The sequence below is a fragment of the Pseudomonas azerbaijanoccidentalis genome (genome assembly GCF_019145495.1).
GTDB classification, from domain to species: domain Bacteria; phylum Pseudomonadota; class Gammaproteobacteria; order Pseudomonadales; family Pseudomonadaceae; genus Aquipseudomonas; species Aquipseudomonas azerbaijanoccidentalis.
On the sequence record NZ_JAHSTU010000001.1, the window covers coordinates 1,100,955 to 1,125,879 of the forward strand.

Consider the following 24,925-nt stretch of genomic DNA (forward strand, 5'->3'; position numbering starts at 1 on the left):
GTCTCGTGGACAGGCAAACTGAATAGGTCAAACCAAGTTGCGCCAAGAATATCACGACATGGCTAACCCGCGCGTCTGTTCCCGACTCGTTAGTCCGGATAGGCGCGGTGGGAGCTCTATACTGATCCTGTTTGCCTCAATGGGTGCATTGTCATGAGCGATAAAGACTATCTGCGCAAATACTCTTCTCAAGTGATCGACGGCGTCGAGGCCGCCCCGGCGCGCGCCATGCTGCGTGCGGTGGGTTTTACCGATGACGACTTCAACAAGCCGCAGATCGGTATTGCCTCGACCTGGGCGATGGTGACGCCTTGCAACATGCACATCGACAAGTTGGCGCTGGAAGTGGAAAAAGGTGCGAACGCGGCGGGTGCCAAAGGCGTGATTTTCAACACCATCACCATCTCCGACGGCATCGCCAACGGCACTGAAGGTATGAAGTATTCGCTGGTGTCCCGCGAGGTGATTGCCGACTCCATCGAGGTCGTGGTCGGTTGCGAAGGCTTCGACGGTTTGGTGACCGTGGGCGGTTGCGACAAAAACATGCCGGGCTGCCTGATCGGCATGGCGCGGCTCAATCGACCGTCGATCTTCGTCTATGGCGGCACCATCCGCCCCGGCGCCGGCCACACCGACATCATTTCCGTGTTTGAGGCCGTCGGTCAGCATGCCCGTGGTGACATCAGCGAAATCCAGGTCAAACAGATCGAAGAAGTGGCGATCCCCGGCCCCGGTTCCTGCGGCGGCATGTACACCGCCAACACCATGGCCTCGGCCATCGAAGCGTTGGGCATGAGCCTGCCGGGCTCAAGCTCCCAGGATGCCGTCGGCGGCGACAAGGCCTCGGACAGTTATCGCGCCGGCCAGCAGGTCATGGAGCTGCTCAAGCTCGATCTGAAACCGCGGGACATCATGACCCGCAAAGCCTTCGAAAACGCCATCCGCGTGGTGATCGCCCTCGCCGGCTCGACCAACGCGGTGTTGCATCTGTTGGCCATGGCCAATGCGGTGGATGTCGAGTTGACCCTGGACGATTTCATCGAGCTGGGCAAGATTTCCCCGGTGGTGGCCGACCTGCGCCCCAGCGGCAAGTACATGATGAGCGAGTTGGTGGCCATCGGCGGCATTCAGCCCTTGATGAAGCGCATGTTGGCGGCGGGCATGCTGCATGGCGACGTCATGACGGTCACTGGCAAGACCCTCGCCGAAAACCTCGAAAGCGTGCCCGACTACCCCGAAGGCCAGGACGTGATCCTGCCCTTCGACCGGCCGGTCAAAAAGGATTCGCACCTGGTGGTGCTGCACGGCAACCTCTCGCCCACCGGCGCGGTGGCCAAGATCACCGGCAAGGAAGGCCTGCGTTTTGAAGGCACGGCGCGGGTTTATCACGGTGAGGAAGGTGCGCTGGCGGGCATTCTCAACGGCGAAGTAAAACCCGGTGAAGTGATCGTGATCCGCTACGAAGGCCCCAAGGGCGGGCCGGGCATGCGCGAGATGCTTTCACCGACGTCGGCGGTGATGGGCAAAGGGTTGGGCAAGGATGTGGCGTTGATCACTGATGGGCGCTTTTCCGGTGGCTCCCACGGTTTCGTGGTGGGGCATATCACGCCGGAGGCCTTCGAAGGCGGGCCGATTGCGCTGATCGAAAATGGCGACAAGATCACCATCGACGCCGAAACCCGGCAGATTACGGTCGATGTGTCCGATGCAGAGCTGGCCGAGCGCAAATCGCGCTGGGTGCGGCCGGAATCGAAGTACAAGCGCGGGGTGTTGGCCAAGTATGCGAAAACGGTTTCGAGCGCTTCGGAGGGGGCAGTTACCGATAAGTATCTTTGACCGGTAGTTCTATGTTGCCTGCTCTGACGCTATCGCGAGCAGGCTCGCTCCCACAAGGGATCTGCGGCGACCACAGATTTTGTGTTCGCTGAAGATTAACTGTGGGAGCGAGCCTGCTCGCGATGAGGGCTGCACAGTCACCTAAACATTCGGCTGATACCCGAACATCGACTTCACCTCGAGGTAATCCTCCAACCCGTACACACCCCATTCACGGCCGTTGCCCGACTGTTTGTAGCCACCAAACGGTGCGCCGTTATCGGCCTTGCTGCCGTTGAGATGAACCATGCCCGTACGCAAGCGCCGCGCTACGACTCGGGCGCGCTCCAGCGTACCTGCCGTGACATAACCCGAAAGGCCGTAAGGGCTGTCGTTGGCGATCGCCACGGCTTGGTCTTCCGTGTCATAGGGGATGATCACCAATACCGGTCCGAACACTTCTTCCCGGGCGATCGGCATGTCCGGATGGACGTCGGCGAACACCGTCGGCCGGACGAAATAGCCCTGAGTCACACCGTCGGGACGGCCGACGCCGCCACACACTGCCCGCGCACCTTGATCGATGGCTTCACCGATCAACGCCTGCACTCGCTCGAACTGCGCGGCATTCGCCAGCGGCCCCATGGCATTGGCGGGCTGGCTGTCATCGAAACAGATTTGCCCGGCGACGGACTGCGCGATCTCGATGGCCTGCGCTTGCATTGCTCGAGGAATCAACAGGCGGGTTGGCGCGTTGCAGGACTGTCCGCTGTTGCGAAAACAGCTGCTGACGCCATGGCGCACCGCCGCGTCGATATCGGCGTCGGCGAGAATCAGATTGGCCGACTTGCCACCCAACTCCTGCGAAACCCGCTTGACCGTATCGGCGGCGGACTTGGCCACGGCAATACCAGCAGCGGTGGATCCGGTGAACGAAACCATATCGATTTCAGGATGCCGGGCGATGCCGTCGCCGATGGTCGGACCATCGCCATTGACCAGATTGAACACGCCCTTGGGTACGCCGGCCTGGTGAAGAATGTCAGCCAGCAACATCGCCGACAACGGCGCCTTCTCACTGGGCTTGAGCACCATGGTGCACCCCGCCGCCAATGCCGCAGCGAGTTTGCAGGTCAGTTGGTTCAGCGGCCAGTTCCAGGGCGTGATCAGCCCGCAGACGCCAATCGGCTCGCGGCTGATCAGCGTCGTTCCGTGGAGTCGGTCAAACTCATAACTGCGCAGCACGTCGAAGGCCCGTTGCAGATGCCCGAGACCCGCCGGCACATGGGCACTGCGCGCCAGTGACAATGGCGCGCCCATCTCCCGATGCACCCGTTCGACCAACGCTTCGCTTTGCTGACGGTAACCCTCGATGATCGCGGCCAGCAGCTCCAGGCGGTCTTCGCGCGACCATTGCGCGTAAGACGTAAACGCATGGCGGGCCGCCGCCACGGCGCGGTCGAGGTCAGCACGGGTGCCCAGCGTGATCGCACCGATGGCGCGCTCGGTGGACGGGTCGATCACCTCCAGCGATTCACCCCCCAAAGGCTTGACCCACTCGCCATCAATGTAGAAGTCCAGGTAATTCATCGGGTCTCCTCAGGCGACTTGATCGAGCACGCGCTGCAAGGTGTCGAAAATCAGCGCGATTTGCTCCTCGCTAATGATCAGCGGTGGCGACAGCACAATGTTTTCGCCTGAAGCTCGTACCAGCAGGCCGGCGTCGAAGCAGCGTTGCGCGACTTCAGCGGCGCGAGCGCCTGGCGCATTTTCGCGGGATTTGAGCTCGACGGCGCACAACAGGCCGATGGCCCGAATGTCCTGCACCGATGTTTGCTCGCGCAACGCCAACGCAGCACTTTGCCAGACCGGGGCGACTTGCCGGACATGGGCATTGATGCCCAATTCTTCATGCACCGCCAGAGTCGCCAGCCCTGCCGCGCACGCCAGCGGATGCGCCGAATAGGTGTAACCGTGCATCAGCTCGATGGCTTGCTCGGGGCCCGCCATGAATGCGTCATACACCGAACCGCTGACCAGCACGGCGCCCATGGGTACGGCGCCATTGGTCAAACCCTTGGCGAGGGTCATCAGGTCCGGCGTCACCCCGAATGCCTGGGCGGCGAACGAGTGGCCAAGGCGTCCGAAACCGGTAATCACTTCATCGAAAATCAGCAGCACGCCATGGCGGTCGCAAATCTCGCGCAGCCTCTGCAAGTAACCCACGGGCGGCGCATAGACGCCACCGGAGCCGGTCACCGGTTCAACGATGACCGCCGCCACTGTCGCCGGGTCGTGCACCTCCAGCAATTGCAACAACGCGTCGGCGTAGTGGGCGCCCTGTTGCGGTTGACCGTTGCTGAAGCGCAGACCGGCATCATAGGGCAGCGGCAGGTGCGCAACATCGCCGAGCAGTGGCCCGAAGTCGCGTTTCTGCCGACCGATACCCGACACCGACAACCCACCGAAGCCCATACCGTGATAGCCCTTGGCACGGCCGATCAGCTTGGTCCGACGGCTGTCGCCTCGGGCCTGATGGTAGGCGCGGGCGATCTTCAGCGCGGTGTCGACCGCCTCTGATCCCGAGTTGGTGAAGAACACCTTGTCGAGCCCCGCCGGGGCAATCGCTGCCAATTGGTCGGCCATGCTCAGCGCCGCCGGATGGCTCATCTTGAACGAGGACACGAAGTCCAGCCGCCCTGCTGCTTCACGAATCGCCTCGACAATCCGTGCCTGACCGTGGCCGGCGTTGACGCACCAGAGTCCGGCCATGGCATCCAGCACCCGGTGCCCCTCGGTGGTGGTGTAATGCATGCCCTCAGCGCTTTCGAACAGCATCGGCTGACGATTGAATTGGCGCATTGGGGTAAAAGGCGCCCACAGCGCGGAAGTCGACATCGGGTTCATTTTTTTGCTCCAAACAATAAGGTAACGGTGATCTGTAGCCGCTGGCGCAGCCTGCGTTCGGCTGCGCAGCAGTCGTGGAGTCAGCCGACGCGGTGCTTCAGGAAGATCAAGCACTCAGGTTTTACGACTGCTTCGCAGCCGAACGCAGGCTGCGCCAGCTGCTACGCAAAGCGTGTTCACCTGCGAGGAAACTGGCAGGGATCAGATCCGGGTGCCGGTCAGGGTTGGGCGTTGCATCGATCCGGCGTTGGTGTTGACGCCACGATCAAACAGCAAGCGGCCCTCTTCCAGACGACAGCAAACGTGGTCGCCAAAAGTCGTTTCGACAAAGCGCCAATCCATGCGCAACTCGCCTTGCGCGCTCCAGCGAGCGTGGGCAATGACCGGGGTCTGCTCCGGTTGGTATTGGTGATGCAGATAATTGCCGGTGAGGCTGGTCTGCGACTCAATGGGCTGATGCAGGCCAACACGTAAACTGTGTCGCCCACGGTGGTCGATCAGGGTGAAATCGCAGTAGTCATCGTGAAAGTCGAAGCCCAGTTCCAGCACGCCGTCCTCGTTTGGCGCCACGGCGAAACGGCCTTGCAGGGCAGCGGCGTGCGGCGACTCGCTCAGGCCTTGCAGGGTCGGCAGGCGCAGGGCGTCGATCAGGCCGACGAGTTGCGTTTGGATGGTGTGCGGCTCCGAGGCCTCACGTCCCAGTGCCGGGAACAGGTGCTCCCAGATCGCTGCTTTCAGACGTTTCTCGCCCAAACGCAGACCGCAGGTGAAAGCGATCACCGTGTCCTGGTCCGGCAGCACCATGCAGTACTGACCGAAGACACCGGACGCGTAGTAACCGCCGTGTTCGGTCATCCACCATTGATAGCCGTAGCCTTCCTGACGCGATTCGGTGTGGCTGTCTTTGCTGCGCGGCAGGTACTGCTTGCCGTCGAACTCCCCCATCCACACATCGTCCACCTGATTGCGCGTGGCATCGGCAATCCACTGCGGGCTCAGCAACTGCCGCCCCTGCCACTGACCCCGGTTCAGGTGCAACACACCGAACTTCAGGGAGTCTTCCGTGGTGCAACTCAAGCCATTACCGCCGGAGTTGAAACCACCGGGTGCCAGGTCCCATTCCAGGCCGTCCATGCCGAGGTAATCCAGCACCCGCTCTTGCAGCAAGGCGTGCAGGGTTTGCCCGCTGACCCGGGTGACAATCGCCGACAGCATAAAGCTTGAAGCGCTGCTGTAGATGAAGTCTTTACCCGGCGGCACCGTCACTGGCTCGTGTAAAAAAGCTTCGACCCAGCTGGTTTTAAGGTTGCGCCAGTCGCCGCCGGAAATGCCCCGCGGGTGGCCGGTGCGCATGGTCAGCAAGTCTTCCACGGTCATGGCGGCAAGGTTTTCGCTGATCTCGACCGGGCACAGCTCGGGGAAAAAACTGACCACTTTGTCATCGAGATTCAGGCGTCCGTCATCGACCAGCAGCCCCACGGCCGTGGCGGTCCAACTCTTCGTCGCCGAGTGCTGCACATGCCGGCGCCGCGCCGAGTACGGCCGCCAGAATGCTTCTGCCACCACCGCGCCCTGGCGATAAAGCATGAAGCTGTGCAGTTCAAGTCCGGCGCTGTCCACCGCCGAGAGGAAGTCAACGATGCCTTGAGGGTCGACGCCTCGTTCATGGGGCAAGGCTCTGGGCAGGGGTACATAGGTCATGACTAACGTCCTCAAAATTGCCGTTTCTCTGCTTGGCAATGTTTTTATATTTCAAATAATACAGACTTGGTTTTACTGGTCGCTGCATAAATGTATTTGCAGCCCCTATAATTCAGTTTCAGGCCGCTCCAAAGCTTTCCGGCCTTTTCGGGTATCCTTGCCTCCCCTGTCACAGGAACGACAACGCGCCATGGCTCAACTCACCTCGCTGCAGACCAAAGTCGCCGGCCAGATCCTTTCCGCCATTCAGTCCGGCGACCTGCAACCCGGTACCCACCTCAAGGAGGTGGAACTGAGCCAACGGCTGGGCGTGTCGCGCTCGCCGATCCGCAGCGCCCTTTCGTACCTGGCCGAACAGCAACTGATCGAACCGTTGCCCCAGCAAGGCTTTCGCGTACCGCTGCAAACCTCTGCGGGCCTGGCCGAACAGTTCGATGAGCTGCATAACGAAGAGGACGAGCTTTACACCCGGCTGATCGACGACCGGCTGAACCAGGTCTTGCCCGACCAGATCTCCGAAAGTGATTTGTTGCGAAGGTACGGTGCCGGTAAAAGCGTGCTGCGCCGCTGCCTGCTGCGGCTTTCCGATGAAGGCGTCATGCAGCGCAAACACGGGCATGGCTGGATGTTCCTGCCCACCCTGAGCAGCCCGCAGACGCGCTTCGAGAGTTACCGTTTTCGCATGCTGGTCGAGCCCGCCGGGCTGCTGGAGCCCACGTTCAAAATCAATGCCGAACAGTTCCGGCGCTGCCGGGAACGGCAACTCGAATTGCTCGAAGGCCAGGTCGACGGCCAGCGCTTTTTCGAATGCAACGCCGAGTTCCATGAACTGCTCGCCGCAGCGTCCGGCAATACCTACATCCTTCAGGCGATCCAGCAGCAGAACCGTTTGCGTCGGCTGACCGAGTTTCATTCGGCGAGCAATGTCGAGCGGGTGAAAGTGTCCTGCCGTGAGCACCTGGCAATTCTTGATGCGCTGGAGCAAGGCGATAACGAATGGGCTTCGACCTTGCTCCACCGGCATTTGGAAGTCGCCAGCAAGATGGGTGTTGCTCGCAATAAGGCCTGATACCTGTTGAATATGGCCAGCCAAGGCTGGACATGCCCCTGTAGGAGCCGTCGAGTGCAACGAGGCTGCGATCTTGAAAGCAAGATCAAAAGATCGCAGCCTTTGGCAGCTCCCGCATTTGACGAAAGACATCCGTGAAATCAGGTTGGCTGACACACCGCCATCGCCAGCAGGCTGGCTCCCACAGTTGTTTAGCGTACACACCCTGCTCATCACCAAAGCGCCACGGTATAACCGACGATCACACGGTTTTCGTTCATGTCCCGCAGGTAGTTGGCCTTGCTCAAGCCATTACGCCAGCGCAACGAAACACCCTTGAGCGCCCCGGACTGAAACACATAGCCCAGGTCGATATCCCGCTCCCACTCACGCCCCTCGCCAGCAAAACCCAGGACTTCAGCCTGATCGCCCTTGGCCCAGCGCGTGGAAAACGTCAGCCCCGGAACCCCCAGCACGGCAAAGTCAAAGTCGTAGCGCGCGTGCCAGACCCGCTCGTTGGTCTGGGAGAAGTTGCTCAGTTGGTACTCGGAAAACAGATAAGTGTTGGTTCCGTCCACATAGGTAAAAGGCGTGTCGCCGTACTGTTCCTGATAACCGCCACCCAGGCTGTGGCCCTTGTAGCTGTAAGCCATTCGCGTACTCAGCGCACGGTTGTCGACCTTGCCCGCCAGACCTGCGCCTGCCTTGTCCGCGTCGAAGTAGCGGATGTCGGTTTTCAGCGTGCCGCCACCTAGGGCAAAGCTGTTTTTCAGGCCGACGTAATGCTGCTGATAGATGTCTTCCAGCTGTGCAAAGTGGTAGGTCAGCGTCAGGTTCGGATTGAGTTTGTAATCGCCGCCGACAAAGTTGAACTCGTCACTTTTGGCCGAGCTTTTGTAAGCGCCGCTCTGGCTCGTCAGGCCCATCTCTTCGTAGTCGGTTGACTCACGCTGCTTGGTCCGGTCGATCTGGCCGCCGATCAAGGTCAGGTCCTTGATGTCCGCCGATGTCACTTGAGTGCCACGGAAGCTCTGCGGGAACAGTCGGCTGGTGTTCGGTTGCAGGGTTGGCAGGTCGGGCAGCAGATAACCCGTGCGCAACTCGCTTTTGGCGATACGCATTTTTCCGGTCACGCCCAGCTTGGAATATTCGTCGTGCGCGCGTTTCGCGTAGCTCGGTTTGCCCGGCTCGGCCTCGTTGTCCCGCGACAGCAAACCAGAGCCGGAGCGGTCGGGGCTGGAGTCGAGTTTCAAGCCGAGCATGCCCACCGCGTCCACGCCAAAACCGACCGTGCCTTCGGTGAAACCCGACTTCAGGTTGAGGATGAAACCCTGCGCCCATTCTTCGCGCTTGGATTGCCCGGCATCCTCACGGTAATCGCGGTTGAAGTAGTAGTTCTTCAGCTCCAGATCGGCCTTGCTGTCCTTGATGAAATCGGCCTGGGCCGGTGCGCTCAGCAGGCCCCCGCCCATCAGGCTGACACCGGTCATGATCAGGTTCAGATTGCTGTTGTTGCTCATTGCTTGGCTCCTGGCAGTCGTCGTGAGTGAGTTGGTCTTATTGTTTTTCGGACATGACTTCCCCCTTCGCGCCGGTTTCGGGACTGGCGCGCGGGGTGCAATCAGGGTGTTAAATCAAACGCTGGCCGGTCGTATTCGATAACCACCGTCAGCGAGTTTTTCCAGTGGGCTGGCCGCCGCCAGCAACTGGCGCGTGTAGGGGTGCTGCGGATGGTCAAAGACCTGCTCGCGAGCGCCGACTTCCACCACTTCGCCTTGGTGCATGACTGCTACCCGGTGAGCGATGCGCTCCACAGCTGCCAGGTCATGGGAAATGAACAGGCAGGCAAAGCCGTACTGCGCTTGCAAGCGCTCGAACAACTCCAGAATCTGCTTCTGGATGGTCATGTCCAAAGCGGATATCGGCTCGTCGGCGATCACCAGTTGCGGGTGTCGCACCAACGCTCGGCCAATGGCGACTCGCTGGCGCTGGCCACCGGACAATTGATGAGGAAAGCGCTCGACAAACTGCTCGCCAAGGCCCACATCTCGCAACGTCTGCGCGACCCGTTCGCTGCGCTGGGCGGCATTCATCCCGGGCTCATGACGCAGCGGTTCGGCCAGAATCTCGCCGATTTTCATCCGCGGATTGAGCGACGAATACGGGTCCTGGAATATCATCTGGCATTGCAGACGGTGGGTGCGGTTGGCAGCCTTGAGAATGTCCACACCTTTGAAGCGAATCGCCCCGGCACAGGGTTTGATCAAACCTACCAGCGAACGGCCAAGGGTGGTTTTGCCCGAGCCACTACCGCCCACCAGCGCCAGGGTTTCTCCCGGTGCAATGGCGAGGCTGGCCGAATGCACCACCCGTTTGTACTGGCGCTTGCCCCAGAACGAGGGTGGTCCCGGATGCTCGATGCACACCTGATCGACCTCCACCAACGGGCCATTGCTAGCCGGCAACGCCGCCAGTTCGCCGCGCCGTGGCAACGCCTCCAGCAACTGGCGGGTGTACTCGGCCTTGGGGGCCAGCAGAATGTCGTTGATCGTGCCCTGCTCCACCGACTGGCCGTGGCGCATCACCACCACTTTGTGGGCATAGCGCGCCACCAGAGACAGGTCATGGCTGATGAACAGAATCGCCGTGCCCTGCTCGCGGGTCAGCTCCAGCATCAGCTCGATCACATCCAGTTGAGCCAGGCAATCGAGTGCGGTGGTCGGCTCGTCGGCAATCAACAGGGCCGGGCGCAGCAACATCACCGAGGCCAGCATGATCCGTTGGCGCATGCCGCCGGAGAATTGGTGCGGATAGGCTTCCAGGCAACCCTCGGCATCCTTGATGCCGATGCGCCGCAACATGGTCAGGCAGCGTTCGCGGATCTGCCCGGCATTCAGGTCGGTGTGCAGTTGCAACGCTTCGCTCATTTGCTGGCCGATTTTCAACGCTGGATTGAGCGAAACCATCGGTTCCTGAAACACCATGCCGATGCTCGCGCCACGGATGGCCCGCAGCCCGGCGGTGTCGAGGGTCACCAGATCGCGGCCCTGGAAATCCAGGCGCCCGCCGCAGACCTGCATCGGCATCGGCAGTAGGCCGATCGCTGCCCGTGCGGCCATGGTCTTGCCGCTGCCGGATTCACCGACCAGTGCCACGATTTCGCCCGGTGCAACGCTGAAGCTCAAGTCGTCGACGGCCAACGGCCCATGCTCACCCACGCGGATCTTCAGGTTTTCCACGTTCAACAAAACATTGGTGGCTGACATGCTCATTTCCTCATCCGCGGGTCGAGACGATCACGCAGTGCATCGCCAAACAGATTGATAGCCAACAGCGCCAGGCAGATGAACAGCCCCGGAAAAATCCCCAGCCAGGGCGCCGAAGCGATGTACGGACGGCTGCTGGCAAGCATGTTGCCCCAGGTCGCCGCGGGCGGTGGCACGCCCAGGCCAAGGAAGCTCAGAGCACTTTCCGACAGCAATGCCCAACCGAACATGCTGGTCGCCAGCACACACAGCGGCGCCAGACAGTTGGGCGCGATATGCCGCAGCATGGTGTACAGCTCCGAGTTGCCAATCACCCGCGACGCCTCGATGTATTCCAGCTCGCGCAACGACAGCACCGTGCCACGCACCACCCGCACCACCGACGGCGTGTAGGCAATGCCCAGTGCCAGGACGATGCCGTATTTGCTGGCACCGATGATCGCCATGATGCCCAGTGCCATCAGGATGCCCGGAAACGCCAGCAACGCATCGTTGAACATCATCAGCACACGATCGGTCCAGCCGCGCAGGTAACCGGCGAGCATGCCGATCAGCGTACCGGCGACCACCGCGACACTGACCGTCAACAGACTGATCCACAGGCTGGTGCGGGCACCGATCAACAGCCGGCTGAACACATCGCGACCGAATTCGTCGGTGCCCAGCCAATGCAGGGCTGAAGGGCCTTGCAAGCGCGACAGCAGATCGATTCGCAGCGGGTCGAACGGTGTCCACACCAGTCCCAGCAACGCCAGGCCAATCAACACAATCAACAACCCGCCACCAACCAGCGCATTGGCCGCTGGCCAGGCACGACGGCGCTTGGCGGGTGGGCTCGCAGCACCGACGAAAGGCGCCACAGGGATATTCGAACTCATAACTTCACCCTTGGATCGAACAGTGGGTAGAGCAGATCCACACAAAGGTTGACCAGCACATAGATGAAGGTGATCAGCAGCAGGCAGCCCTGCAGCACCGGATAGTCACGGGCGAAAATCGCATCCACCATCAGCCGGCCGATGCCCGGCAGGGTGAACACGGTTTCCAGTACCGCGATGCCGCCCAGCAGGTTGCCGAGGATCAGCCCGACCAGGGTCCAGGTCGGCGCAAACGCGTTGGGCAAGGCATGCCGCCACAACACCGCGCGTTCGGATAAACCCTTGGCGCGGGCATGGGCGATGTATTCCAGGCGCAACACTTCAATGGTGCTGGCACGGGCCATTCGGGTAATCGCTCCCAGCTCGACCAGGGTCAGGGTGATGACCGGCAGCACCAGAAAACTCATGGCTTGCCACGGGGCCTGGGCGAAGCTGACGTAACCCACCACCGGCAGCCAGCCGAGCTTGATGCCGAACGCGTGAAGCAGCAGCAAACCGAGCCAGAAGCTGGGGATCGACAGCAGCAATGTGGCGGTGGTCACCAGCCCCAGATCCAGCGCGCTGTTCTGTTTCCACGCAGCCACCAGCCCTACCGGCACAGCAATCAGCGTGGCCAGCAAAACCGCCACCAACACGATGATCGCACTGACACTGAAACGCTCCAGAATCAGCGGCAACACTGCCTGTTTGGTGCTGATGGAAAAGCCCAGGTCACCGCTAAGGACAGCCTTGAACCAGATCAGGAACTGGGTCACCAACGAGTGATCCAGCCCCAGATTGCTCCGCATGTCGGCCAGGCTTTGCGGGTCGGCCATGTCGCCGAGCATCAACAGCGCCGGGTCACCGGGAATCAGGCGAATCAACGCGAACACCATCACCGAAATCAGCAACAGCGTCGGTATCGCCATCCCGAGTTTTTGCAGGATAAAACGCAACATGATCAGACTCCGCGTTACTTGGCCGCGAGGCTGACGCCCCACAGTCGCGGCTTGGCCACCGGCCAGGAGTGGTAGCCGCGTACGCTGTCACGCAACCCACCGATAATGGTGCCGTTGTAGATGATCACCATGGGCGTGTCCTGGATCATCATCCGGTGCAATTGGTCGAACAACGCTTGTCGTTTACCCGTGTCACGCTCGCGCACCGCCTCACGCAGCAATGCCTGGGCTTGGGGGTTATCCCAGACTTTACGCGGTTCCTTGGTTTTGTCGCCCATCAGCGAATCGAAGCCCAGTGCCGGGTCCAGCCGAGAGGAATAGGAGAACGACATCATCTGGTAGTTGCCGCTTTGGTAGCGCTCCAGTTGGGTGCCCCACTCCAGGGTTTCCATTTCGATATTCAGCCCGGTGGCCTGGGCCATGGCCTGGCTCAACACGCCCATGTCGAACATTTGCTGATAGCGTTTGTTGACGATCATCTTGATCGGCTGGCCGTGATAGCCCGCCTCTTTCAGCAAGCGTTGCGCCTCCTGCGGGTCGTACTTGTATCCCTGTTTTGCCGTGGCATCGTAGAACGCACTGGTTTGCGGGATCGCCGAGTTGTTCGGTTCGGACAAGCCATTGGACAGGGCCGTGACCATTTGCCCGTAATCCAGCGAATGGGCGATGGCCTGGCGGATGCGCACGTCCTTGAGCAGCGGGTCGTTGGTCTGGAACAACAAGCCGCAGATCGCCATGATCGGGCTGACCGACACTTGAATCCCCGGCAACGCCTTGAGCTCCTGGGCATCGCTGGCGGTGACGTCCGGTAGCAGGTCGATGTTGTTCGACAGCAAGGCTGCCTTGGCCGAAGCCGCATCGGGGATGATCATGAAGCGCACGTTATCGACCAGTGCCTGCTTCTTGCCGGTAAAACCATCCGGCCCGGCATCGTCACGGGCGCTGTAATCCTTGAAGCGAGCCAACTGTACAAATTGGCCGGGCTTCCAGTCGGCAAGGGTGAACGGGCCGGTGCCGATCGGTGCCTTCCAGCGTCCGTCCGCCGCCACCGAATCCGGGTGCAAGATACCGCCCCCGCCGCAATCGGGACGGGCCATGGACGCCAGGAACAAACCGCTAGGCTGATCGAGCTGGAACACCACGGTCAGCGGATCAGGTGTGGTGATGCCGGTGATCTTCGCCCCGCCGCGACCATCGAACTCCGCCAGGCAGCGCCACTGTGTTTGCGGGTTGAGGTAGTGCGACCACGTCCATTTGACGTCGGCGGCGGTCAGCGTCGCGCCGTTCTGAAAGCGCACCCCTTCGCGCAGTTTGAAGGTGTAGGTCAAACCATCGTCGGAAACCTGAACCTCCTTGGCCAGCAGCGGGCCGACCGTGGCGTCCTCACGATGGGCCACCAGGCCTTCAACAATGTGCAGGATGACGGTATCGGTGTTTTCGTCGCGGTTGACGCCGGGCTCGGTGCTGCGGATGTCGGCATTCAGGCCAACACGCAAGGTGGTATCGGCCTGGGCCTGTGCAATGACGGCACCGAGCGCGACAACACCGAGCGCTTGCAGGGTGACGCAAAGAGATCTGTTCAGTAAGCGATTCACGGGAGAGGTTCTCCTTCGCTGAAAAGTCCGGCCAGGGGCAGAGCCGGCTTCAAGCCTGTGTTTATGTCGTTTTTGTTATGGCCTGACCTTGGTCAGTGCCGCATGCGATTATGTTTTTTTAAATTCGCACGGACATATTCACAGCATGAAGGCTGCATTGCAATGTTTTTTTAAGCATATAAAAACATTTGTAGTCGTTTTTAGGGCGCACCAAATCATCGCGCAGGTGGCAGGCTTCGAGATTTCTGGGGTTACTGAGGACGCCATCGCGAGCAGGCTCGCTCCCACAGTTGAAATGCATTCCAATGTGGGAGCGAGCCTGCTCGCGATGGCGATAGATCAGACGAAATAATGCCTTACAGGCGGAACCGATCCACTGACTGCGACAACTGCCCCGCCAGACTCGACAACTCATCTGTCGTCGACGCCGTCTGCCCGATCACTTTGCTGTTGCCTTCGGACATGCCGGCAATCATCTCCACCTGATGGGCGATTTCGTTGCTGGCCAGGCTTTGTTCGCCGATGGTGCGGCTGATGTCGTTGACCAGTTGCGTGGTGTTCAGCGTGGCTTCAAGGATTTCGCGGATGGCGCGCTCGACGTCGGCGGTCACGGCCATGCCTTTGTCGACCTGGGCCACGCCCTCCTCCATGCTGACCACCGCTTCGCGGGTGCTTTGCTGGATGCGCGCGACCATGGTGGCGATTTCCTGGGTCGAGGCGCTGGTGCGCCCGGCCAGGCTGCGCACCTCATCGGCGACCACGGCAAAACCACGGCCCTGCTCGCCGGCGCGGGCCGCTTCGATGGCGGCGTTGAGCGCTAGCAGGTTGGTTTGATCGGCGATGCCCTTGATCACCTGGATGATGCTGAAAATCCCTTCGGATTCCTTGTCCAGCGTACGAATCACCTGCGCCGACTGCTGCGCCGAACGGGCGATGCCATCCATGTCGTTGACCACTTGATGGATCACCCGCCCACCGTCCTTGGCCAAGGCTTCGGCCTGATTGGCCATGTCCAGCGCGCGCTCGGCGTGCCGAGTGATTTCCTCGATGCTCGCGGTCATTTCACTGGCGGCAGCGGCCATGGTGCTGGCAGCGGCGCTTTGCTGCTGACTGCTGCCGGCGACTTCGTGACAACCGTTGCTCAGTTGCACGCTCATGCCGCTGACGCCATGGGCGTTGCTGCGCACCACTTCGATCATGCCGCGCAGATCACGCTGCATGGTGGCCAGGCTACGAATCAATCGGCTGGCTTCGTCGTTGCGCTGCGTCTCGACAATCGGTTCGCTCAGGTTGCCATGGGCGATGCTGTCGGCGATGCGGCTGGCAGTCTGCAGTGGCCCCATGATGCTCACGATTGCCGAGCGACCCAGTGCCAGCAGCAACAACAGGCTGGCAATCAGCACACCGCCGACGGTCAGGTTGGCGTTGCTGATGGCGTGCGCGGTGCCTTGGCTGGTCTGTTGCGTGTTGCTTTCGATCAGCTCGCTGAGGGCGGCCATCTGGTCTTCCAGTTGGCTGAAGGCATTGTTGAAGGCGCCCAGTTCCTTTTGCGCAGCGTCGGGGTTTTCCAGTGCCAGGCTGACAATGCGCTCGGCGGCACTGATGTACGTGTCGAGGCTGGGCTTGATCTGGCTCAGCGCGGTTTTCAAGGTGTCATTGACCGGCAGCTTGAGATTCTCCCCGAGCATCTCGCGAAAATGCCCGGTGTGCTCCTCCAGGGAATTGCGCACCTCGGCCTGACTACTGGTGCTTTTGCCCAATCCCACCAGCATCGCCGAAAGCACATCGGCGCGCAGGGCGTCGTGCATCATGTCGGCTTCAAGGTGATTGCGCAGCGCGCTCATGCCGACGTCATTGTCCTGCACCGCTTGCGCCATCTGGCCATTACCCAGGTAACTGACCAACCCCATGATCAACGCCGTGAGCACACCGGTACCGATCAACAACAGTAAACGCAGTTTTATGGACACTCTGTGGTTCCTCTCTTCGCACGCCCGTTGATCGACTAAAGTCTGATTGCTGAAAAGGCTATCGACTGATCCGCGTGAGAATTGAAGGCTAACCCCGCTGATTCCATTTTTTACGACATGCGGTAGGCATCAGGGGTTGGCGCACGGCGCTATGCAGGGACACCACCAGCAAACTGATGACCCCCCCCAGAACGGCGAGCGCCATGTCCTTTTGCGAATCCCATGGGTCGTTTTGCGCTCCGACAAACGCTTGCGAGGTGTCGTCCCCCAAGTAAGCACCCCCCACCCATTCCACCAATTCGTAAACCGCCGACGTGGACAGCATGATGTTCAGGGTCACGAAAAACAGCCAGAAACCGCGCAAGGGCGTGAGCCGCAGCAGCACTTCACGGATGGGATAGACCAACAACAGGCCGTAGCTCAGGTGCACCAGACGGTCGTAATGGTTACGGTGCAGGCCAAAGGTTTTGTTGAAACTGAACCCGGTCATGGCTGAACACCAGCGATCGTAAGGCACCAGGGAATAGGTGAAGTGCGAGCCGAGTTCGTGGACGCACAAGAAGACGAAAACCAGGGTGAGTGATGCGGCCGACAAACGAAACTGCCGATAAACCGCTAGCAGTGTCCCCACCAGTAACAGCACCAGCAGGTTCTCCAGCGCCCAGTCGACCCGGCTGCGGGGCGAAAAACCCAGTACGGCCACGATGGCCAGCAAGAACAAAAACAGCGTCAATTCGTATCGCGGGTGTGCCTTGGTCGGCATGGCATTGAATCCTCGAAATCCGGCACTTGGTCTCAAAACAGTGACGAACCTTTAACTTCGAGAAAAACCCGTGGCGCAAGTTCGCTTTTTTCCTTGGCAGCATGCTAGGTTGTACGATGACTGATGAATTAATGTTCGAGTGTCAGTCAGCCCCTACAACAACAAGGAAACACCCATGAAAAAAACAACATTGCTGGTCGGTTTTCTGTGCCTGTTCAGCGGCTATGTCGCTGCCGCCCCCGCTGCCGCAGACAAGGATGTAGCGCAAGCCGTTGATCATCTGACCGACGCCATGCTGCACAAAAACATCACGCAGCTTCAGACCTTGACCGCCGATAACCTGACCTACGGGCATTCCAGCGGCAAGATTCAGAACAAGAAGGAATTCATCGCCGACATCGAAACCGGCAAAAGCGCGTTCAAGACCCTTGAGATGCAGAACCAGACCATCACCGTTTCCGGCGATGTCGCGTTGGTCCGCCATCACTTTTCCGCTCAGGCCTTGAAGGGCACGGAAGTGGTTCCGACCGAGATCGAGAACTTCCAGATCTGGCAGAAACAGAATGGGAAATGGTTACTGGTAGGACGACAAGCCTTCAAGTTCTGACAAAATCTGTAGCAGCTGGCGCAGCCTGCGTCCGGTTCGGGCCGCGTTCGGACGCAGCAGTCGCAAATTCAGGCATTGCGGTCTGTTTGGTAAACCGCATACGCAGGTTTTACGACTGCTGCGCAGCCGGACGCAGGCTGCGCCAGCTGCTACATGCTCCCTCCTCAGGCCACCCCGACTTCCACCTGCCCTTCGTTCAACCGTACCGGCCAAGTTCGCAAGCGCTGCTGCGGGTATTCCAGGCAACTGCCGTCCTCAAGGCGGAAATGCTGTTTGTAGATGGGGGATGCCACCACCAGGTCGCCCTTGATGCTGCCGATCAGGCCGCGGCCGATGACGTTGGCCCCGGATTGCGGGTCATGGTTGTCGATGGCGAAGAGGTTTTTGCCCTCTGCGCCCGGCAGGTAGAACAGCGCCACCTGCGCGCCGTCCAGCCACACCACCACCCCGGAATCGTTCACCAGATCCTGCTGGCTGCACACCGATTGCCAAACGTCGATATTTTCCAAAGGTGCAGCGCGTTGGGTATTGGACTGATTCATCAGACACTCTCCTCGGTGACAGGGATAAGGTTGAGCTCGGCGGCCATGATCGGGCGCCGCTGACCGCGCTCCTGGACGAAATGGATGTCCGGGTCCGGGCGTTTATCGTTGACGAAGGTGCGGAAGCGCTTCAGTTTTTCCGGGTCTTTGAGGGCGTTGGCCCATTCACATTCGTAGCGGTTGACCACCAGTTGCATTTGCGATTCAAGTTCGGCACCCAGGCCCAGGCTGTCGTGGATGATCACGTCCTTGAGGTAGTCCAGACCGCCCTCCAGGCTTTCGCGCCACACCGAGGTGCGCTGCAACTTGTCGGCGGTGCGGATGTAGAACATCAGGAAGCGGTCGATGTAACGGATCAGGGTCGCATCGTCCAGATCGGTGGCGAACAACTCGGCATGCCGTGGACGCATGCCACCGTTGCCGGCGATGTAGAGGTTCCAGCCTTTCTCGGTGGCGATTACGCCCACGTCTTTGCTTTGTGCTTCGGCGCATTCACGGGTGCATCCGGACACCGCGAATTTTAGCTTGTGCGGCGAACGCAGGCCCTTGTAGCGGTCTTCGATGGTCAGGGCCATTTGCACGCTGTCCTGCACGCCGTAACGGCACCAGGTGCTTCCGACGCAGGACTTCACCGTGCGGGTCGATTTGCCGTAGGCATGCCCGGTTTCGAAACCGGCTTCGATCAACTCGGCCCAGATGTCCGGCAACTCATGCAACTGCGCGCCGAACAGGTCGATGCGCTGGCCGCCGGTGATCTTGGTGTAGAGGTCGTATTTCTTCGCCACCACACCAATGGCGATCAGTTTGTCGGCGGTGATTTCGCCACCCGGAATGCGCGGGACCACGGAGTACGTGCCGTTTTTCTGCATGTTGGCCATGAACGTGTCGTTGGTGTCCTGCAACGGCACCAGCGACGGGTCCATGATCGGCTGGTTCCAGCACGACGCCAGGATCGAGCCCACCGCCGGTTTGCACACGTCGCAACCGGTGTGTCCCTTGCCATGTTTGGCCAGCAGTTCTTCGAAGGTGATCACCCCTTCTACCCGAACCAGCGCATACAGTTCCTGGCGGGTGTAGGCGAAGTGTTCGCACAGGCTCTTGTCGACGCTGACCCCACGGGCGATCAGCTCATGTTCAAAGACTTGCTTGAGCAACCCGGCGCAACCACCGCAACCGGTGCAGGCCTTGGTCTGCGACTTGAGCAGGCCGAGGTCGGTGCAGCCTCCGTCGATGGCTGAGCAAATCGCGCCCTTGGTCACGTTGTGGCAGGAGCAGATGGTCGCCGCTTCCGGCAAGGCGCCCGGGCCGAGGGTCGGCGCGCCTTCGGAAGACGGTAGAATCAGCGCGGCCGGCTCGGACGGCAAGGCAATCGCGTTCTGCATGTATTGCAGCAGCGTGTCGTAATAGCTGTTGTCGCCGATCAGTACCGCGCCGAGTACGTGCTTGCCGCTGGCGTCGACTACCAGGCGCCGGTAGCTGGCGGTGGTTTCGTCGATGAACTGATAGCTGCGTGCGCCCGGCGTGTTGGCGTGGGCATCGCCGATGGAGCCGACGTCGACACCCAGCAGCTTGAGCTTGGTCGACATGTCGGCGCCCTGGAACGGTTCGGCGGCGTCATCGCACAACCGTGCCGCCACGCTACGCGCCATTTGGTAGCCCGGAGCGACCAGGCCGAAGAGGCTGCCGTTCCACGATGCGCATTCGCCGATAGCGTAGATGTTCGGGTCGCAACTCAGGCAGGTGTCGTCGATCACCACGCCACCGCGCGGGCCGATCTCCAGCGCGCATTGGCGGGCCAGTGCATCTTGCGCGCGGATACCGGCAGAGAACACGATCAGGTCGGTTTCAAGGAATTCGTCGTTGGCGAAATTCATCCGGTAGCGGTACTGCTCACCGGCACTGATCGACTGTGTAGCGCGGGACAGATGCACACCGACGCCCAGCCGTTCAATCTGCGCTTTCAGCGCCAACCCACCGAGGTCATCCAGTTGCACTGGCATCAGGCGCGGCGCGAATTCCACCACGTGCGCTTCAAGGCCCAGGCTTTTCAGGGCATTGGCCGCTTCGAGGCCGAGCAGTCCACCGCCGACCACCACACCGCGTTTGGCATTGGCCGCTGCGGCACGAATCGCATCAAGGTCTTCGAGGGTTCGGTACACTAGCCGTGAATCGCCTTCGGCGCCTTCGATCGGCGGTACAAACGGGTAGGAACCGGTGGCCAGGACCAGTTTGTCGTAAGTGAAGCAACCTTGCGAAGTGATCACCTGGCGACGCTCGCGATCGATCTCCAGCACCGGCACGCCCAAGTGCAGCGTGACGCCCGGCGTCTGGTACAGCGACGCGTCACTCAGCGCCAGCGACTCGGCATCGCGGCCGGAAAAGTATTCGGACAAATGCACACGGTCGTAAGCGCGCATCGGCTCTTCGCTGAAAACGTGCAAGCGATAGCGCTCAAGGGCGCCGCGCTCGATCAATTGCTCGACACAGTGATGCCCGACCATGCCATTGCCGATCACGATCAGCGTTTGATGCTTGTTCAACGCGGCTACATTGGAATTCATAAACGACCCTGCCCAAAGCCCATCACGGTTCAAAAAGCAAAAAAAAACGCCTGAAACCTTGCGGTTCCAGGCGTCTTTGCCTGTTCTTTTGCGGTGTTGAAACCAGACGGCCATGCCTGATCCACCGATATTGCCCACGACCTGTGCGGTTGATCGATCGTCGTTGACCGAGTGGGCGGTCCATCTTTTTCAGATGGCGCTGAGGGGGTTAATGCAGTGTTTGTGCCAGTCGAGCGCGGAGACTGGAAACATGCGTGCAGAGCCTTGTGGGCAAGGCTTTTGGCTAAGTGAGCGGGCTTGTCAGCGGTTGATGTCGCAGGCGGGAATGGATCAGGGAACCGCTTCTCACTGGTGCACGTTGTCGATCATCGCGCTTTAAAAGTGCGCAAAAATCTGTGGGAGCCAGCCTGCTGGCGATAGCGGTGTATCAGCCAGCATTGATGTCGCGGTCAGTCCGTCATCGCCAGCAGGCTGGCTCCCACAGGGGTTATTGAGCAAGACACAGAACCTGTGGGACCTAGCCCTGCTGGCGATAGCGGTGTATCAGCCAGCATTGATGTCGCGGTCAGACCGTCATCGCCAGCAGGCTGGCTCCCACAGGGGTTATTGAGCAAGACACAGAACCTGTGGGAGCTAGCCCTGCTGGCGATAGCGGTGTTCAGCCAACATCGATGTCGCGGTCAGTCCGTCATCGCCAGCAGGCTGGCTCCCACAGGGGTTATTGAGCAAGATACAGAACCTGTGGGAGCTAGCCCTGCTGGCGATAGCGGTGTATCAGCCAGCATTGATGTCGCGGTCAGTCCGTCATCGCCAGCAGGCTGGCTCCCACAGGGGTTATTGAGCAAGACACAGAACCTGTGGGAGCTAGCCCTGCTGGCGATAGCGGTGTATCAGCCAGCATTGATGTCGCGGTCAGTCCGTCATCGCCAGCAGGCTGGCTCCCACAGGGATTTTGGGCAGTCGAAGGTTCAGCAACACCGCGTATTACATTTCCCACGCCCAAACCGCGCTTCCTGACGCTCCCGAAAAAACGCCTCATAGCTCATCACCGGTTCGCCCGGCTGGTTGATGGCCATCTGTGCGACGTAGTTATCGTAATCCGGAACGCCAACCATCAAACGCCCGCTCTGGCTCAAGAAACGCACGGCTTGCTGCAGTTTACGGAACATGGCGAGACTCTCTTTGAGGTATTGGACACCCCTATCAAACCCCATGTTTGTATCTGCAATGTGTCGAGGCGCCAAGGCATTGTATTTTCCTGTAATCGAAGGGCCGCGACCTTTTGGCGCATGACCGGTCGGCCATCGATTAAGCGCCAACGGGCAACAGTTTGTTAACATCCCTGCGCTTTTTTTCGTCTGATCCGTCAGGCACTGTGTTCCATCTGTCGCTACACAGGATGCTTTTTTTCATGAGTACGTTGTATTCCCGTCGCACGGTCCTGCAAGGCATGAGTTTGCTGAGCCTTGGCCTGCTTGCCGGCTGCGACGACAGCAGCAAGCTGTCGTTCAAGTACGGCAAGGACCTGAGCGACAAGATCATGGGCCGTTCCTTCAAGCTCAAGGATACTGACGGCGAAACCCGGATGCTGGGCAGCTACCAGGGCCTGATGCCGATGATCTTCTTCGGTTTCACCCAGTGCCCGGCCGTCTGCCCGACCACGCTGGCCCGCGCCGCTCAGGCGAAAAAACTCATGGGCCGCGATGGCGAGCGCCTGCAAGTGGTTTTCATCACCCTGGACCCCGAGCGCGATACACCTGAACTGCTCGACAAATACGTCAAGGCCTTCGACCCGAGTTTCGAAGCCCTGTACGGCACCCTGGAAGAAACCGCCGCCACCGCCAAGGAGTTCGGCGTATTCTTCGAAAAGGTCCCGAGCGGCGACACCTATACCCTTTCGCATACCGCGACCAGTTTCGTGTTCGACTCCCGAGGCAACCTGCGCCTTGGCCTGTCCGCGTCCCTTACCGCTCAAGAGTGTGCAGAAGATTTGCTCACCGTCATGGAGGTCTGCTGATGACTTCGATCTGCGCTTCACGTTTTAAACAATTGGCCCTGGGCCTGTCCCTGATTGGCATGGCATGGCAGGTATCGGCGCAAACCCAGGTCAACGACGCCTGGGTCCGCGCGACCGTTGCCGGCCAGCCTTCGAGCGGCGCCTTCATGACGCTCAAGGCAGACACCGACAGCAAACTGCTGAGCGTTGAGTCGCCGGTGGCGAAGCTGGTGCAGATTCACCAGTCGAGCATGAAAGACGATGTGATGAGCATGCAGCAGGTCCAGTCCGTTGATCTGCCCGCCGGCAAAGCGGTGAACTTTGATCCCCATGGCTATCACATCATGCTCATGAACCTGAGCGCGCAAATCAAGGAAGGCGACAAAGTGCCGCTGACCCTGACCGTGGAAAACGCCAAGGGCGAGAAAGAAACGATCAAGGTCGAGGCCCCGGCGCGTGCACTCGACACGATGGACCACGGCAACATGGATCACAGCAAGATGGATCACAGCAAAATGCAATGAGGGTCTGACGGCCTCCCCCACGAGGCCGTTGTCTGATGGGAGGTGCGCACCATGACAACGAACACCGAAACCGCCATTCTGGCTGGCGGCTGCTTCTGGGGCATGCAGGATCTGCTGCGACGCAAACCGGGCGTGATCTCCACGCGGGTCGGTTACTCCGGCGGCGATGTGCCCAATGCGACTTACCGCAACCACGGCACCCACGCCGAGGCGATCGAAATCGTCTTCGACCCGGCGCAGATCAGCTATCGGCAGATTCTCGAGTTTTTCTTCCAGATCCACGACCCGAGCACCCAGAATCGCCAGGGCAATGACGTGGGCACCAGCTATCGTTCGGCCATTTATTACCTCAGCGAAGAGCAAAAGCGCGTCGCTGAAGACACCGTGGCCGATGTTGACGCCTCCGACCTCTGGCCCGGCAAAGTGGTCACCGAAATCGAACCCGCCGGCCCGTTCTGGGAAGCGGAGCCTGAACATCAGGATTATCTCGAACGCCTGCCCAATGGCTACACCTGCCACTTCATTCGGCCGAACTGGACGCTGCCGAAACGCGGCTAATGCAGCGAAAACATTTCCCCTGTAGGAGCTGTCGAGTGAAACGAGGCTGCGATCTCTTGATTTGGTTTTTCAAGACCAGGATCAACAAGATCGCAGCCTTCGGCAGCTCCTACAGGCGCGGTGCGCCCGCAGAATTCACCTCGCTTTTCACTTTCGCTTTGCGGTGCTCACCCCCCTCATCCTCATGCAAATCAATCGCACGCCGATGGCCATGCCCGTCTACTTTGCGCTTTGAACCGGCGCGTGCCGGGCCATCAGTTCAGCGACCCAGTCGATGAATACACGGACCTTGCGGCTGATGTGCCGGTTCGGCGGGAACGCCACGTAAAGCGGCATCGGGTCGAGCTGCCAGCCTTCGAACAGTGGCACCAGTTCACCGCGTGCTAAATAGGGCTTGGACATGTATTCGGGCAACCACAGAACGCCCATTCCGGCCAGGCCCGCAGCGATGTAGGCGTTGCCATCGTCGACCGCCAACACGTAGCGCCCTTTGATCTCAAGACTTTCGTTGTGGTTACGCAAAGCGTAGGGCACGGCTTTGCCGGTGCGCGCCCACAAAAAACCGACAATGCGATGTTCGGAGTCTTCAAGATCCCGTGGGTGCACAGGCGTGCCGAGACGTTGCAGATAGCTCGGCGCCGCAAACACACCCAGTTGCAGGTCGCCCACCCGCCGGGCCATCAACGATTGGTCGGTCAGCTCGCCACCGCGCACCACGCAATCGACGTGCTCGTCGATCAGATCGACGATGCGATCGCTGACGCCCATGTCGATCTGGATATCCGGGTATCGGGCGTGAAATTCCGGCATCGCCGGGACCAGGATCATGCTCGCCAGCGGACTGGGCACATCCACCCGCAGCCGTCCCCGGGGCGCAGTCGAGGCACTCGACAGGCTGGTTTCGGCATCGTCCAGATCGGCCAGCAGCCGCACCACACGCTCATAGTAAACGGCGCCGTCGGCGGTGACGTTGACCTTGCGGGTCGTACGGTTGAGCAATTTGACCCGCAAGCGCGCCTCTAGCTGCTGCACCAGTTGTGTGACGCTGGTTTTGCTCATGTGCAAGGTCTCGGCAGCCTTGGTGAAGCTGCCCGCCTCCACCACCCGGGCAAACGCCTGCATTGCATCGAAACGGTCCATACCTGCCCCGAATTGCTGTGGGATTATTTGGGATTCCCAAACAGTGATAGTTGCAGTTGCGCGTTTATCGGGCAAGTGCCGGCCCGTAGAGTCCCTCTATCGTTAATCGAAGGAGG

The 24,925-nt window shown here is 60.2% G+C and carries 21 protein-coding genes and 1 pseudogene; 7 read left to right on the top strand and 15 right to left on the bottom strand.

What is annotated here, in order from left to right; translation table 11 throughout:
* Positions 1-153 precede the first annotated feature (153 nt).
* Positions 154-1,836, top strand: coding sequence for a dihydroxy-acid dehydratase (gene ilvD, locus KVG88_RS04635; RefSeq protein WP_150702490.1), 1,683 nt, complete (start codon positions 154-156; stop codon positions 1,834-1,836).
* 141 nt (positions 1,837-1,977) lie between these two features.
* On the opposite strand, the gene KVG88_RS04640 is transcribed toward ilvD, so the two are convergent.
* The 3 genes from KVG88_RS04640 to KVG88_RS04650 form a co-directional block, all read right to left on the bottom strand.
* Positions 1,978-3,405, bottom strand: a complete 1,428-nt coding sequence (locus KVG88_RS04640; protein ID WP_217870475.1) for an aldehyde dehydrogenase family protein — start codon at positions 3,403-3,405, stop codon at positions 1,978-1,980.
* Between the two features lie 9 nt (positions 3,406-3,414).
* Positions 3,415-4,722, bottom strand: coding sequence for an omega-aminotransferase AptA (aptA, locus tag KVG88_RS04645; protein ID WP_150702487.1), 1,308 nt, complete (start codon positions 4,720-4,722; stop codon positions 3,415-3,417).
* Between the two features lie 201 nt (positions 4,723-4,923).
* The gene (locus KVG88_RS04650; RefSeq protein ID WP_217870476.1) at positions 4,924-6,423 is read right to left on the bottom strand and encodes a serine hydrolase domain-containing protein; all 1,500 of its coding nucleotides are present in this window, start codon (positions 6,421-6,423) and stop codon (positions 4,924-4,926) included.
* Positions 6,424-6,613: 190 nt separating this feature from the next.
* On the opposite strand from KVG88_RS04650, the gene KVG88_RS04655 reads away from it, so the two are divergent.
* On the top strand, positions 6,614-7,492 hold the full coding sequence (locus KVG88_RS04655; RefSeq protein WP_150702485.1) for a GntR family transcriptional regulator: 879 nt from the start codon (positions 6,614-6,616) through the stop codon (positions 7,490-7,492).
* 212 nt (positions 7,493-7,704) lie between these two features.
* On the opposite strand, the gene KVG88_RS04660 is transcribed toward KVG88_RS04655, so the two are convergent.
* From KVG88_RS04660 to KVG88_RS04680, 5 genes are all read right to left on the bottom strand, one after another.
* The gene (locus tag KVG88_RS04660) at positions 7,705-8,991 is read right to left on the bottom strand and encodes an OprD family porin (RefSeq protein ID WP_217870477.1); all 1,287 of its coding nucleotides are present in this window, start codon (positions 8,989-8,991) and stop codon (positions 7,705-7,707) included.
* A gap of 114 nt (positions 8,992-9,105) precedes the next feature.
* A complete protein-coding gene (locus KVG88_RS04665; RefSeq protein ID WP_217870478.1) occupies positions 9,106-10,737 on the bottom strand; it encodes an ABC transporter ATP-binding protein in 1,632 nt (543 codons plus the stop codon).
* 2 nt (positions 10,738-10,739) lie between these two features.
* On the bottom strand, positions 10,740-11,615 hold the full coding sequence (locus KVG88_RS04670) for an ABC transporter permease (protein ID WP_217870479.1): 876 nt from the start codon (positions 11,613-11,615) through the stop codon (positions 10,740-10,742).
* Positions 11,612-12,553, bottom strand: a complete 942-nt coding sequence (locus KVG88_RS04675; RefSeq protein WP_217870480.1) for an ABC transporter permease — start codon at positions 12,551-12,553, stop codon at positions 11,612-11,614. The genes KVG88_RS04670 and KVG88_RS04675 overlap by 4 nt, the downstream gene beginning before the upstream one ends.
* A gap of 14 nt (positions 12,554-12,567) precedes the next feature.
* The gene (locus KVG88_RS04680; protein WP_217870481.1) at positions 12,568-14,148 is read right to left on the bottom strand and encodes an ABC transporter substrate-binding protein; all 1,581 of its coding nucleotides are present in this window, start codon (positions 14,146-14,148) and stop codon (positions 12,568-12,570) included.
* A gap of 145 nt (positions 14,149-14,293) precedes the next feature.
* On the opposite strand from KVG88_RS04680, the gene KVG88_RS04685 reads away from it, so the two are divergent.
* Positions 14,294-14,500: a hypothetical protein gene (locus KVG88_RS04685; protein ID WP_217870482.1), complete on the top strand. Its 207-nt coding sequence runs from the start codon at positions 14,294-14,296 to the stop codon at positions 14,498-14,500.
* Positions 14,501-14,504: 4 nt separating this feature from the next.
* On the opposite strand, the gene KVG88_RS31285 is transcribed toward KVG88_RS04685, so the two are convergent.
* The 3 genes and pseudogenes from KVG88_RS31285 to KVG88_RS04695 all read right to left on the bottom strand — a co-directional run bounded on the left by KVG88_RS31285 (position 14,505) and on the right by KVG88_RS04695 (position 16,881).
* The gene (locus tag KVG88_RS31285) at positions 14,505-15,368 is read right to left on the bottom strand and encodes a methyl-accepting chemotaxis protein (protein ID WP_437179938.1); all 864 of its coding nucleotides are present in this window, start codon (positions 15,366-15,368) and stop codon (positions 14,505-14,507) included.
* A pseudogene (locus KVG88_RS31290) lies at positions 15,363-16,118 on the bottom strand (MCP four helix bundle domain-containing protein); the annotation flags it as partial. The gene KVG88_RS31285 and the pseudogene KVG88_RS31290, both read right to left, overlap by 6 nt.
* An 88-nt stretch (positions 16,119-16,206) precedes the next feature.
* Positions 16,207-16,881: a DUF2238 domain-containing protein gene (locus tag KVG88_RS04695; protein ID WP_217870484.1), complete on the bottom strand. Its 675-nt coding sequence runs from the start codon at positions 16,879-16,881 to the stop codon at positions 16,207-16,209.
* A gap of 175 nt (positions 16,882-17,056) precedes the next feature.
* Between KVG88_RS04695 and KVG88_RS04700 the strand changes: the two genes are divergently transcribed.
* Complete coding sequence (locus tag KVG88_RS04700; RefSeq protein WP_150702476.1) at positions 17,057-17,488, top strand: nuclear transport factor 2 family protein; 432 nt, start codon at positions 17,057-17,059, stop codon at positions 17,486-17,488.
* 164 nt (positions 17,489-17,652) lie between these two features.
* Here KVG88_RS04700 and nirD read toward each other — a convergent pair whose 3' ends face one another.
* The 3 genes from nirD to KVG88_RS04715 all read right to left on the bottom strand — a co-directional run bounded on the left by nirD (position 17,653) and on the right by KVG88_RS04715 (position 21,760).
* The gene (nirD, locus tag KVG88_RS04705; protein ID WP_217870485.1) at positions 17,653-18,030 is read right to left on the bottom strand and encodes a nitrite reductase small subunit NirD; all 378 of its coding nucleotides are present in this window, start codon (positions 18,028-18,030) and stop codon (positions 17,653-17,655) included.
* A complete protein-coding gene (gene nirB, locus KVG88_RS04710) occupies positions 18,030-20,591 on the bottom strand; it encodes a nitrite reductase large subunit NirB (RefSeq protein ID WP_217870486.1) in 2,562 nt (853 codons plus the stop codon). Before nirB ends, nirD begins: the two co-directional genes overlap by 1 nt.
* 968 nt (positions 20,592-21,559) lie before the next feature.
* The gene (locus tag KVG88_RS04715; RefSeq protein WP_150702473.1) at positions 21,560-21,760 is read right to left on the bottom strand and encodes a YbdD/YjiX family protein; all 201 of its coding nucleotides are present in this window, start codon (positions 21,758-21,760) and stop codon (positions 21,560-21,562) included.
* Positions 21,761-22,002: 242 nt separating this feature from the next.
* On the opposite strand from KVG88_RS04715, the gene KVG88_RS04720 reads away from it, so the two are divergent.
* The 3 genes from KVG88_RS04720 to msrA are packed head-to-tail and all read left to right on the top strand — an operon-like array spanning position 22,003 to position 23,669.
* Positions 22,003-22,608 carry an SCO family protein gene (locus KVG88_RS04720; protein ID WP_150702472.1) on the top strand — a complete coding sequence of 202 codons (606 nt, stop codon included), beginning with the start codon at positions 22,003-22,005 and terminating at the stop codon, positions 22,606-22,608.
* Positions 22,608-23,111, top strand: a complete 504-nt coding sequence (locus KVG88_RS04725; RefSeq protein WP_150702471.1) for a copper chaperone PCu(A)C — start codon at positions 22,608-22,610, stop codon at positions 23,109-23,111. Before KVG88_RS04720 ends, KVG88_RS04725 begins: the two co-directional genes overlap by 1 nt.
* 51 nt (positions 23,112-23,162) lie before the next feature.
* Positions 23,163-23,669: a peptide-methionine (S)-S-oxide reductase MsrA gene (gene msrA, locus KVG88_RS04730; protein WP_217870487.1), complete on the top strand. Its 507-nt coding sequence runs from the start codon at positions 23,163-23,165 to the stop codon at positions 23,667-23,669.
* A 219-nt stretch (positions 23,670-23,888) separates the two neighbouring features.
* Here msrA and KVG88_RS04735 read toward each other — a convergent pair whose 3' ends face one another.
* The gene (locus tag KVG88_RS04735) at positions 23,889-24,809 is read right to left on the bottom strand and encodes a LysR family transcriptional regulator (RefSeq protein WP_217870488.1); all 921 of its coding nucleotides are present in this window, start codon (positions 24,807-24,809) and stop codon (positions 23,889-23,891) included.
* Positions 24,810-24,925: the final 116 nt, after the last annotated feature.